General features: G+C 47.0%; 9 protein-coding genes. All 9 read left to right on the forward strand.

Annotation, left to right across the window (positions count from 1 at the left end; translation table 11 throughout):
• Positions 1 to 7 precede the first annotated feature (7 nt).
• The 9 genes from L0U88_RS04620 to L0U88_RS04660 all read left to right on the forward strand — a co-directional run bounded on the left by L0U88_RS04620 (position 8) and on the right by L0U88_RS04660 (position 11,794).
• Positions 8 to 601: a 7-carboxy-7-deazaguanine synthase QueE gene (locus L0U88_RS04620; RefSeq protein WP_234864439.1), complete on the forward strand. Its 594-nt coding sequence runs from the start codon at positions 8 to 10 to the stop codon at positions 599 to 601.
• 42 nt (positions 602 to 643) lie between these two features.
• A complete protein-coding gene (locus L0U88_RS04625; protein WP_234864440.1) occupies positions 644 to 2,578 on the forward strand; it encodes an OmpA family protein in 1,935 nt (644 codons plus the stop codon).
• 58 nt (positions 2,579 to 2,636) lie between these two features.
• On the forward strand, positions 2,637 to 3,743 hold the full coding sequence (gene dprA, locus L0U88_RS04630) for a DNA-processing protein DprA (protein WP_234864441.1): 1,107 nt from the start codon (positions 2,637 to 2,639) through the stop codon (positions 3,741 to 3,743).
• A gap of 57 nt (positions 3,744 to 3,800) precedes the next feature.
• On the forward strand, positions 3,801 to 5,303 hold the full coding sequence (gene guaB / locus L0U88_RS04635; protein WP_234864442.1) for an IMP dehydrogenase: 1,503 nt from the start codon (positions 3,801 to 3,803) through the stop codon (positions 5,301 to 5,303).
• 29 nt (positions 5,304 to 5,332) lie between these two features.
• Positions 5,333 to 6,943, forward strand: a complete 1,611-nt coding sequence (gene lnt, locus L0U88_RS04640; protein WP_234864443.1) for an apolipoprotein N-acyltransferase — start codon at positions 5,333 to 5,335, stop codon at positions 6,941 to 6,943.
• Complete coding sequence (locus L0U88_RS04645) at positions 6,943 to 7,707, forward strand: alpha/beta fold hydrolase (RefSeq protein WP_234864444.1); 765 nt, start codon at positions 6,943 to 6,945, stop codon at positions 7,705 to 7,707. Before lnt ends, L0U88_RS04645 begins: the two co-directional genes overlap by 1 nt.
• Before the next feature lie 17 nt (positions 7,708 to 7,724).
• Positions 7,725 to 10,376, forward strand: coding sequence for a PKD domain-containing protein (locus tag L0U88_RS04650; protein WP_234864445.1), 2,652 nt, complete (start codon positions 7,725 to 7,727; stop codon positions 10,374 to 10,376).
• A gap of 18 nt (positions 10,377 to 10,394) precedes the next feature.
• The gene (locus tag L0U88_RS04655) at positions 10,395 to 11,153 is read left to right on the forward strand and encodes an SDR family NAD(P)-dependent oxidoreductase (RefSeq protein ID WP_234864446.1); all 759 of its coding nucleotides are present in this window, start codon (positions 10,395 to 10,397) and stop codon (positions 11,151 to 11,153) included.
• A 143-nt stretch (positions 11,154 to 11,296) separates the two neighbouring features.
• The gene (locus L0U88_RS04660; RefSeq protein ID WP_234864447.1) at positions 11,297 to 11,794 is read left to right on the forward strand and encodes a hypothetical protein; all 498 of its coding nucleotides are present in this window, start codon (positions 11,297 to 11,299) and stop codon (positions 11,792 to 11,794) included.
• Positions 11,795 to 11,828: the final 34 nt, after the last annotated feature.

Genomic DNA, 11,828 nt, shown 5'->3' on the forward strand with positions numbered 1-11,828 from the left:
TCCATACATGCTTCCCATAATGGAATCATTCTATACCCTCCAAGGCGAGGGATTTCACCAGGGCCGCGCAGCCTATTTTGTGCGGCTGGGGGGATGTGACGTGGGTTGTGTCTGGTGTGATGTAAAAGAAAGCTGGGATGCCTCCAAACACCCACAGCAGGCAATATCCGAAATTGTTCAGGGAGCATTGGAACATCCGGGCAGACTGGCCGTAATTACTGGAGGAGAGCCCCTGCTCTACAACCTGGATGAGCTCACCCTGGCATTGCGAAAGGAAGGTTTCGAAACCAATATAGAAACATCCGGCTCCAGCCCGTTGAGTGGCTATTGGGACTGGATCTGCCTATCCCCCAAAAAGTTCAAATTTCCACTTCCCGAAGTCATAGACGCGGCTCATGAATTAAAGGTGGTGATCTTCAACAAAACAGATTTTGCCTGGGCTGAAAAATATGCAGCGGAGGTTTCCCCCACCTGTAAATTGTACCTGCAGCCGGAATGGGATAAGCAGGCAGAGATGCTGCCCCTCATTATTGATTACATAAAGGCGCATCCCCAGTGGGAACTCAGCATCCAGAGCCACAAATTCATAAATGTGCCATAAACCATTGGGTTCCTGCATAAAATGGCCTAATTTTCGTTTGCTATGCATATGCAGTTTAAATCCAATCTTCTTTGCCTGTTGGCGGTCATATTATTTATAAGCTTAAGCCCCCTGCAGGCACAGGTTTATAATCCGGGGAAAGTAAACAACAAGGCACTGAAGCTGTATCAGAAAGCCATGGAACAGGCCGAAGAAGGTTATTTCCCGGAAGGCATCAAAACTTTACAGGAAGCAGTCAAAATTGATCCCCAGTTTGCAGATGCCTGGCTCTCTATCGCCGGTATGTACGGTGAACTCAAAAATTATGAACAGGCGGTGCTCAATTATGAAAAAGCACAAAGCATCGATAGTAGTTATTTCCGCGACTATAACCTTCCCTACTCTATTAATCTGGCCGGATTAGGTCGATTTCAGGATGCATTAAAAGCAGTGAATCGCTTCATGACTATTAATGACCTGAATGAATCCAGTCAACGGGCTTCTTCCTACCGTCGTAAAACATATCTCTTTGCACTGGAGCAGGCAGCAAAACCGGAAATGTCCTCTTATACATTCACCCCGCTGAATATGGGAGACTCAGTCAACAGCACCGTTTCAGAATATTATCCGGCACTCACCATCGATAACCAGCAACTGGTATTCACCCGGCGCGTGGGTAACCGAAATGAGGATTTTTTTGAAACCCGTAAATCCGGTGAGGGATGGAGTACAGCCAGAGGATTGACAGGTCAAATCAATTCCAACCTGAATGAAGGCGCACAATCCATCTCACTCGATGGCCAATGGCTGATCTTTACCGGCTGTAATTTCCCAGACAGCTATGGCAGTTGCGATCTGTATATTTCCTACAATACTCCTGCCGGCTGGACAGAACCCGAAAACCTTGGTCCCAAAATCAACACCGAATTCTGGGAATCAGCTCCCAGCCTTTCACCCGATCGCCGCGATCTCTATTTTGCCAGTCGCAGACCCGATGGCTTTGGTGGCAGCGATATCTGGGTAAGTCATCGTTTACCCAATGGCCGCTGGAGCGAACCTGAAAACCTTGGCCCAGAAATAAATACCAGCGGTGATGAAAGCTGTCCATTCATCCATGCAGATAACCAAAGCCTCTATTTCACTTCCAACGGTTTGTCCGGTTATGGAGGAGATGACCTATTTGTAGCCAGAAAAGGTCCGAAAGGTAGTTTCTCTCTTCCGCAGAACCTGGGATACCCCATCAATACCATTGAAAACGAAGGCAGCCTGGTTATCACAGCAGATGGTACTACGGCCTACTATGCAAGTGACCGGGCCGATAGCAGAGGTGGCCTTGACCTTTACACCTTTACCATACGCGAAGGTGTTCGCCCAACCAAAACAATCTGGATCAGGGGAACTGTTCGCGACAGTAAAACCAAAAAGGGACTACCATCAGCTGTTGAACTAACGGATATCAGTACCCGACAGGTAATCAGCCTGGTGGAAACAGATGAAACTGGTAATTACCTGATCACTCTACCAACCGGAAGAGATTACGCGTTTAACGTGAACCGTAAAGGTTACCTGTTTTATTCAGAGAGTTTTCAACTAAGTCAACGCGCTCCCGACTCCACCTATGTAATTGATATTGAATTACAGCCCATTACAAAAGATGCCAGTATTATACTTAAGAACATTTTTTACGAAACCGGCAGTAAAGAGTTAAATACTTCTTCTGAAGTAGAACTGGATAAACTCGTACAGCTGCTGAAAGACAATCCAAGTTTACGCATCCAGATTAATGGTCACACTGATGCAGTAGGTAAAGCATCCGACAACCTCGCACTTTCCAATGCAAGGGCACAGGCTGTGGTAGATTACCTGGTTAAAAAAGGAATTCAGCCGGCCCGTCTGAGCTTTAAAGGATTTGGCGCTACTCAACCAATTGCCGACAACAACACAGAAGAAGGCAGGGCCAAAAACAGAAGAACAGAGGTGAAAGTAACCAGCGAATAACCGTTTTTTCACGCTTCCTAAGCTCCTCTCCCACAACTATATTGGCGGAAAGAAATCTATGGAAGAGGAAAAGTATTGCCAGGTTGCACTGACCAGGGTAGCAGCTGTCGGATATGTACACGCGAAACTCTTACTGGAACATTTCGGATCTGCCAAAGCCATCTTCAACGCCTCTATCCGGGAGCTACAGGCTATTGAAGGAATTGGTCCGCAAAGAGCCAGGCAAATCAGGGAATATGCAGGCTTTCCTGAATGTCAAAAACTGGTGCAACAATCCGAAGTAAAAGGGATACGACTGATCGGCTATGGAGATCCTGCTTATCCGGAATCCCTGAAAGAGTGTTATGATCCTCCCAGTTTACTTTATTATACCGGAACTGCATCTCTCAACCTGCCGCGAAGTGTTGCGATTATCGGTACCCGCAACCATACCGAATATGGCAGGCAGCTTACCCAACAACTGGTTAAAGAATTCGCGGCATATAATATCTGCATCATCAGCGGAATGGCCTACGGAATAGATGGCCTCGCGCACAGAACGGCACTGGAACAGGGATGTACTACCATTGGTGTGCTGGCACATGGGCTGGATCATATCTATCCATCCGCACATACCGGAATGGCAAAAGAAATCCTGAAAAGCGGAGGCGCTTTACTTACAGAATTTCCAATTGGCACCAAAGCACAACGTCATCATTTTCCCATTCGCAATCGCATTGTAGCAGGCATCAGCAAAGCTGTTATTGTCATTGAAACCGGCATACGGGGAGGTAGTGTAATTACTGCAGGTATGGCCAATAGTTACAATATTCCGGTGTTTGTACTTCCCGGCAGGTTGTCTGATAAATCCAGTGCCGGATGCAACCGGATGGTACGCGATCAGAAAGCAATCCTGTTTACCAACGTTTCAGATTTTCTCGAAGAAATGCAATGGAAGGAGAAAGAAAGCGGTTCCAGGCAGGCTGTTCAGCTCGGACTCCTACCTGACCTCGACCCCTCCTCCACACTGCTGGTTCACCTTTTGGGAAAACATGGCATATTACCTCTTGATCAGTTGTACATTTTAAGCGGACTGGAATCCGGTACCGCAGCAAAAGCCATACTTGACCTGGAATTAAGTGGTGTTATCAAATTATTACCCGGCAGAAGATATACACTTTCCTGAACAAGGGGTGCAGGACAAAAATTTGGGACATACCCTGGCGGCATCCTATCTTTGCACATGGCAACAAGAAAGACCACTCCCCGAAAACTCGATTTATCCCACAAATTTTTTGGTGAAGGCCTGACCTTCGATGATGTGCTCCTGGTTCCCGCTTTTTCAGAAGTGTTACCGAGAGAAGTTTCCATTCGTTCCAAACTGACACGTTCCATTTCCCTGCAGATCCCCATGCTTTCTGCAGCTATGGATACCGTTACAGAAGCGCAGCTGGCGATCGCCCTGGCAAGAGAAGGCGGAATCGGTATGCTTCATAAAAACATGAGTATTGAGCGCCAGGCTGAACAGGTACGCAAGGTGAAACGTAGCGAAAGCGGTATGATCCTCGACCCGGTAACTTTATCACCGGATGCTACCATAGGTGACGCACTTCGCCTGATGAAAGAAAACAAAATTGGCGGTATTCCGATTGTTGATAAGAATAATAAACTGGTAGGCATACTCACCAATCGTGATCTTCGATTTGAAACTGCCAAGTCGAAAAAAGTGAGCGAGGTGATGACCAAAGACCGGCTGGTTACTGCACCTGAAGGCACCGACATGAAAAAAGCGGAAAAAATCCTTCAGCAACATAAAATTGAAAAACTGCCGGTTGTAAGGAAGGATGGCAAACTAGCCGGACTCATCACTTACCGCGACATCCTGCAATTGCATAGTTTTCCACACGCTAATAAAGATTCTTTTGGTCGCCTGGTAGTTGGCGCAGCAGTAGGTATTACCAAGGACATGCTTGACCGCGTTGCTGCCCTGCAACATGTGGGAGTAGACGTAATCACCCTTGACTCCGCGCATGGTCATACTAAGGGAGTAATGGAAGCGGTAAAAAACATCAAAAAGAATTTTAAAGAATTACAGGTAATAGCAGGTAATGTGGGAACAGCCGACGGAGCAAGAGCACTTGCAGAAGCCGGTGCTGATTGTGTAAAAGTTGGTATTGGTCCGGGTTCCATTTGTACCACCCGAATCGTTGCTGGTGCTGGCGTTCCTCAACTTACCGCAATTATGGAAGCCTACAGTGCCCTTCAACCAATGGGTATCCCTCTTATTGCAGATGGAGGTATTAGGTATACCGGTGACATGGTGAAAGCACTGGCAGCCGGTGCCAGTTGCGTAATGATGGGTAGCGTGTTTGCCGGAGTAGAGGAAAGTCCGGGTGAAACCATCATTTACGAAGGCCGGAAATTCAAGGAATACCGGGGTATGGGCTCCATAGGCGCCATGTCTCAGGGATCAAGCGACCGCTATTTCCAGGATGTGGAAGACGATATTAAAAAACTGGTTCCGGAAGGTATCGAAGGACGAGTTGCTTATAAAGGCCACCTGAAAGAAGTAGTTGCCCAGTTTGTTGGTGGTCTGCGTGCAGGTATGGGGTATTGCGGTGCTAAAGATCTGGAAACCCTTCAAAAAACAGCCCGCTTCACTAAGATCACGAATGCCGGCATGAAGGAAAGCCACGCACACGATGTGGATATCACTAAAGAAGCTCCTAACTATAGCAGGAAATAATTAAAGAGGGATGAACTATTTTCGTTGGAATGAAGAAGTTTCATCCCTTTCTTTTATCTGTTGCAAGCGGACTTTTGTTAGCAGCAGCATGGCCACCCATGCCAACAACCCTGCTGATTTTTATAGCCTTTGTTCCGCTTTTCTATCTGCTTGAGCAGGGCCCATCCAGATTCGCATTCGTAGCCTGGTCCTTTCTTTCTATGCTGATCTGGAACAGCGTTACTACCTGGTGGATCTGGAATTCCACAGATGTAGGAGCAATTGGTGCCATTATTGCCAATTCTGCTTTCATGAGCCTTCCCTGGCTTGCATTCTACAATGTTCACCAGCGATTGGGTGCCAAACTCAGTTACTGGGCCTTCCTGGCTTGCTGGATGACTTTTGAATATATCCATCTCAACTGGGAACTAAGCTGGCCCTGGCTAACCCTTGGTAATGTATTTGCCAATACCACCAACTGGATTCAGTGGTACGAATTCACAGGCACATCCGGTGGTACGCTTTGGGTATTACTTGTAAACATATTGTTCTTCCGAAAACTCATTCAACTTCCTCATGCTTCCCGTCCTCAGTTAAAGCCGGCAGGAAGCTTACTGCTTATCGCCATTGGGGTACCTGTTGCGATTTCATTTGCTGTAAAAAATTTCACCCTCAGCAAGAAAGAACTTGCGACTACCAATCAAAAGAACACAGTTGTTGTTCAGCCCAACATTGACCCCTATGCGAAATTTTTTCCTGGCACACAGGAGCAGCAATTAAAACAATTGATCCGGCTAAGCGAAGCTGCCATTGACAGCCAGACGGCCCTGGTGGTTTGGCCTGAAACAGCCATCAATTCACCTAATGGCCTGGATGAAGCACGTTTAAGACAGAACAGTTCCCTGGAACCGATTTGGAATTTTTTAAGCAGGCACCCTAAGATCAGGCTCTTGTCTGGCATTGAAGCGTACGGTTTTTTGCCTGAGGATACGGAATCCCCCTATGCGCGTCCCATTCCCGGTTCCAATCTGAAATACGAAGCCTATAATAGTGCGGCATTGCTTGACAGTTCGGGTATCCTTAGCCGTTATCATAAGTCCAAACTGGTACCCGGAGTTGAAACCCTCCCCTCCTTTCTTCGCTTTTTGGATAAATGGTTTGAACAGTTTGGAGGTACTACCGGAGGGTATGCCAAACAGGAGGAAAGAACAGTGCTGGTGGATCAGAACAGCGGGCTGGCAATCGCCCCCGCGATTTGTTATGAATCCATTTATGGTGATTTCATGACAGGTTTTTTTCGCAACAAAGCCAACCTGATGGTCATTATAACCAATGATGGCTGGTGGGGTAATACAGCGGGACATAAACAGCACCTCGCCTACGCGCGTTTGCGTGCCATCGAAACCCGTCGCTGGGTGGTCAGAAGTGCCAATACAGGTATCAGCGCATTCATTGACCCGTACGGCACAATTGTTCAGCAGCAGGGATGGGATACTTCCGCAACCATTAAGCAACCAGTTCAGCCACTGGAAAAACAAACTCTGTTTGTTCGATTCGGCGACTGGATCTCCTGGATTATGGTAGTGTTGGCAATTCTACTGGTTTCCTGGTCGAGTATTGTATTTTTAACCCGGAAGAAAACGTCTAAAACCACTACCTGATGCATTACCAACTTATTGGAAGCGGAAAACCAGTAGTACTGATCCATGGTTTTGGAGAAGACAGCAGTATTTGGAAACAACAGCTTGAATTCCTGGGTTCAGACTACCAACTCATAATACCGGATTTACCGGGAACAGGTAAAACAGAGCTGGAATCCGTACTCACTATGGAATCTATGGCAGCCGGTATCCGGGATATACTGGATAAAGAGAAGATCGGTAGCTGTATCTTACTGGGGCATTCCATGGGCGGTTATATCAGCCTTGCTTTTGCAGAATTATTCCCGGACCGGATCAATGGTCTCGGTTTACTACATTCCAGTGCATTCGCCGACAGTGAGGCCAAAAAAGAAACCCGCCGTAAAAGCATAGAGTTTATTAAAAAACAGGGATCCTTTCCTTATCTGGAAGCCTCCACGCCCAATTTGTTTGCAGAAGAAAATCGGTTATCCATGACCGGTTTAATCAGGGACCTGGTAGATCGGCATGCTTACATGAAACCGGCAACACTTGCAGCCTTTTTAGAAGCAATGATGGCCCGGCCCGACAGAACGCAGATCCTGAAGAAAGCCAATTTCCCGGTCTTGTTTATTGTTGGAAGAGGAGATCAGGCAGTACCTTTTACAGACTCCATGCAACAGGTATATCTCCCTGATTTGTCCTATATTTATATACTTGAAAAGTCCGGGCACATGGGTATGCTGGAAGAAACCGGGAGCTTCAATCAGGCGCTAATTGATTTTATTTCCAGCACACCGATGTAGTCAGTCAACCATTTTAGATGAAAACAATCGGTATACTGCTGTTGGTGTTGTTTGGGATAAGCTCTGCTGCATTAGCTGCGCATATTCGGGGGGGTGAGTTAACATACCGATACCTGGGTGCCGGTACCCAGCCTAACACCTCAAGGTATGAACTGACACTGAAATTATACGTTGATTGTAGTGCCCGTGGAGAAGGCCAGTTGGACGGCAGTGTATCCTTCAGTATTTTCAGAAAAACAGGTGGCATCAGCCTGCTTCAAAGCGTTACCGCGCCTTTTACCAATGAGCAGCGAATTGAATACGATCCCAATTCCAACCCCTGTATTCTCAACCCGCCTACGGACATTTGTTACCGCCTCCGCTATTATACAGTTGTTGTTACCTTACCAGACTCAGACGATGGCTACTCTGTTGCATTCCAGCGCTGTTGCCGGATTGACAACATCCGAAACGTTGCAGGAAACAGTGGCGATGTAGGAGCTACTTATTCCTGTGAAATTCCAGGTACCCGGGTACTGAATGATGCACTAAATAATTCCAGTCCCAGTTTTAACCCCAATGATGCGATCGCCATTTGTGTAGGAACCAATTTCACCTTCGATTTTTCTGCGGTAGATCAGGACGGAGATTCACTGGCTTATGAATTCTGTAATGCATTTGTTGGGGGCGGAAGAGAACCAGGTGTGTGCGTATCCTGTACTTCCCCCAATCCAACTTCCACACCACCTCACGCTTCCATCAATTACAGGGGAGGTTTCAATGGAACCAACCCGCTGGGTGGATCAGTCAGCATCAACCGGAATACCGGCCTCATGACAGGAGTCGCCCCCAATGCAGTAGGGCAATATGTAGTTACTGCCTGTGTTCGGGAATACAGGCGGGGAGTATTAATCAACACCCATCGAAAAGATATTCATATATCGGTTTCCAACTGCCAGCCTTTGAGAGCTTTTCTGGATCCTGACTATAGTTTTTGCGACGATTTTAATGTGACGTTTCAAAACGGACAGGCGAATCCGGCAGGTGCTGTTTATATCTGGAATTTCGGAGACGGTTCCGATAATGATACGGTGTCAACTGCACTGGGACAAATTCAGCATCAATATGCTGATTCAGGCACCTACACTGTTAAATTAAAAGTTTTATTAGCCGGCGGACAATGCGTGGATTCAACTACCACACTGGCTAAAGTATATCCCGGATTTTTCCCTGGTTTTACTTTCCTCGGGTCCTGCCTGCTTACCCCTTTCCGCTTTGTTGATACAACCAGGAGCCGATATGGAACAGTGAGCAAATGGGCCTGGAATTTTGGCGATGAAACAACTGATACCGATGTTGCAACCATACGAAACCCTTCCTATAAGTTCAACTCCCTTGGAATAAAGACTGTCACCTTACAGGTGGAAAGTGATAAAGGCTGCAAGGGTACGGCTACGGTCCAGGTAGAAGTCCGGGATCGCCCCAACCTGGTCCTGCCATTTAAAGACACACTGATCTGCAGTATTGATCAACTGCCACTGATTGCCACGGCACCCGGCACCTTAAATCCTGTTTTCACCTGGACGCCCAACTACAATATTCGGTTTGCGAATACGCCCAACCCTATTGTGGAACCAAAAGTTACAACCACGTACAAGGTAAATCTGAATGATAATGGCTGTACCGCAGATGACTCAATCCGTGTTCGGGTTGTTGACCAGGTTACGTTGAGCACAGCTCCTGACACAACCATCTGTCTGACTGACCCAGTTCCCCTTGCTGCATTTGGTGATGGCCTGCGCTATGAATGGACGCCCGCAGCCGACCTGGATGATCCTGCCAGTCGCACTCCTTTTGCGATTCCAACTGGCACAACTACCTACACTGTGACCGCCCGGATTGGAGGCTGTACAGCTACTGACCAGATTAACGTGCGTGCAGTACCTTATCCGGGTGCAGATGCCGGAGAGGACCGGTTTATTTGTTACCTCGATTCCACCCTGTTGACTGGCAATATTCAGGGAGCCTTCTTCAATTGGTCGCCGCAAAGCACCTTGCTGGATGCCAATACACTTACTCCAATTGCCCTGCCACGATTCTCCACCCGCTACGTACTTACAGTGACAGATACTATTGGTTGTCCCAAACCCGGCAGAGATACTGTATTAGTTGGTGTACGACCACCTGTACCTGCTTTTGCAGGAAATGATACGGCCATTGTGGTAGGACAACCACTCCAGTTGAACGCAACAGGTGGAGCCATTTATCGCTGGGAACCTTCCACGGGATTAACAGACCCCTTTATTTCGAACCCGATTGCCAATATCACTCAGAATCAAACCTATACGGTAAGGGTATCAACTCCCGAAGATTGCTTTGCCCTGGACACTATGAATGTTACTGTATTTACCACGGCACCTGATATCTTTGTTCCCAATGCATTTACTCCTGGTAAATCTACCAATCCTATTTTCCGACCCATCCCGGTAGGTATTGCCCAAATCGACTATTTCAGGGTATTCAATCGCTGGGGACAGATGGTTTATAGCAGCTCGAGTGCTGGAGGTGGCTGGGATGGCAAAGTAGGCGGGCGTGATCAGGGTACCGACACCTATGTATGGATGGTGCAGGGACGTGATTATACAGGAAAAGTTATTTTCAAAAAAGGAACGGTTGTTTTGATACGGTAACCACAAAGGACTTTTTACATGAAACATATTGCATTGATCACCGGTGCCAGCTCCGGATTTGGCTGGGCAACCGCCAGAAAACTGGCAGAAAAAGGATATGATCTGATCTTAACAGGCCGGAGAGGAGATCGGCTGCAGGCATTGGAAACTGAACTGCACAATATGTTCGGCACGAAATGCCGGTTGCTGGTATTTGATATACGCGATAAGAAAACAGTTTTCCAGCAAATAGAAACCCTGGAAGATAACTGGAAGAAGATCGATTTATTGATCAATAATGCAGGGCTGGCCCTGGGAAGAGACTATTTTGAAGAAGCCGACATGGACGACTGGGAAACCATGATCGATACCAACCTGAAAGGAGTTATTTATATCACCCGCGCTGTCCTGCCCCATATGATCGTGCACAAAAAAGGCCATATCATCAATATGGGCTCCATAGCTGGTAAGGAGATTTACGAAAAAGGCAATGTGTACTGTGCTTCCAAACATGCGCTGGATGCCCTGTCCAGGTCCATGCGGGTAGATTTACTCCGGCATGGCATCAAGGTTACCGCCATTCATCCGGGAGCCGCAGAAACCGAGTTTTCCATTGTGCGCTTTAAAGGGGATTCGGAAAAAGCCGAAGCTGTTTACAATGGTTTTAAACCCCTTGATCCTGAAGACATTGCGGAAACTATCTGGTTCTGTGCCAGCCAGCCCGCCCATGTTTGTATCAACGATCTGGAAATTACCTGTACTGCTCAGGCCAATGCCTATCTCTTCCATAAGGAATAAAAAACCATCCGGTGTTACAATAGCAGCCCCATCCTGACGTTTATTTCTGGAATTCCAAACCCTCTTCAAATCCAGCCTGGTTTTTGTGGTAATTAAATAGTCCACCAACCATGGTAGCGATATGATAAATGAAAACTGTTAGGATGAAAAACCTTATTTTTTCTGCCCTCACCTTGGCGGCCATTGCCTTAACCGGCACTACCCAGGCTCAGGACCTGATCCGGCAACAAACCTGCCAGACCCAGTCGGTCCAGCACCAAATAGACAGTTTAAAACGGTATTATTCTGCACATGGGTTTTCCCTGATGAGGGAAGCCAGCATGCAGATGGAAAGTCAGTATGAAATGCCCATCATCGTTCCCCTTACCCAGGGAGAATGGTATAGTTTTGTATATGTGGGAAACCCGGAATCCAGGTTGCATGAAGTACGCATGTACGACTACATGGAGAAAATGGTGATCTACCGGAAAAATCTGAAAAAGGATCCCTCAGCCAACGTCATAAACTTCACCTACGAACCGGTAGCAAGTGAATATCATATCATCAAGCCCGTCCAGATTAACAACAAACAAAAGGACCTTTGCGGATATGTGATGTTATTCAAACGAACCGATAAAAGAACTGCCACCACTGGCAAATAAAAACTAAAGAGGCCTGGATTAAATCCTGGCCTCT

The sequence above is a fragment of the Flavihumibacter fluminis genome (assembly GCF_021491375.1).
In the GTDB taxonomy this organism is placed as follows: domain Bacteria; phylum Bacteroidota; class Bacteroidia; order Chitinophagales; family Chitinophagaceae; genus Flavihumibacter; species Flavihumibacter fluminis.

What these genes read in the sequence shown, in the direction of transcription:
- L0U88_RS04620 (WP_234864439.1), top strand. Translation starts at nt 8, where the DNA reads ATGCTTCCCATAATGGAATCATTCTATACCCTCCAAGGCGAGGGATTT.
- L0U88_RS04625 (WP_234864440.1), top strand. Translation starts at nt 644, where the DNA reads ATGCATATGCAGTTTAAATCCAATCTTCTTTGCCTGTTGGCGGTCATA.
- dprA (WP_234864441.1), top strand. Translation starts at nt 2,637, where the DNA reads ATGGAAGAGGAAAAGTATTGCCAGGTTGCACTGACCAGGGTAGCAGCT.
- guaB (WP_234864442.1), top strand. Translation starts at nt 3,801, where the DNA reads ATGGCAACAAGAAAGACCACTCCCCGAAAACTCGATTTATCCCACAAA.
- lnt (WP_234864443.1), top strand. Translation starts at nt 5,333, where the DNA reads ATGAAGAAGTTTCATCCCTTTCTTTTATCTGTTGCAAGCGGACTTTTG.
- L0U88_RS04645 (WP_234864444.1), top strand. Translation starts at nt 6,943, where the DNA reads ATGCATTACCAACTTATTGGAAGCGGAAAACCAGTAGTACTGATCCAT.
- L0U88_RS04650 (WP_234864445.1), top strand. Translation starts at nt 7,725, where the DNA reads ATGAAAACAATCGGTATACTGCTGTTGGTGTTGTTTGGGATAAGCTCT.
- L0U88_RS04655 (WP_234864446.1), top strand. Translation starts at nt 10,395, where the DNA reads ATGAAACATATTGCATTGATCACCGGTGCCAGCTCCGGATTTGGCTGG.
- L0U88_RS04660 (WP_234864447.1), top strand. Translation starts at nt 11,297, where the DNA reads ATGAAAAACCTTATTTTTTCTGCCCTCACCTTGGCGGCCATTGCCTTA.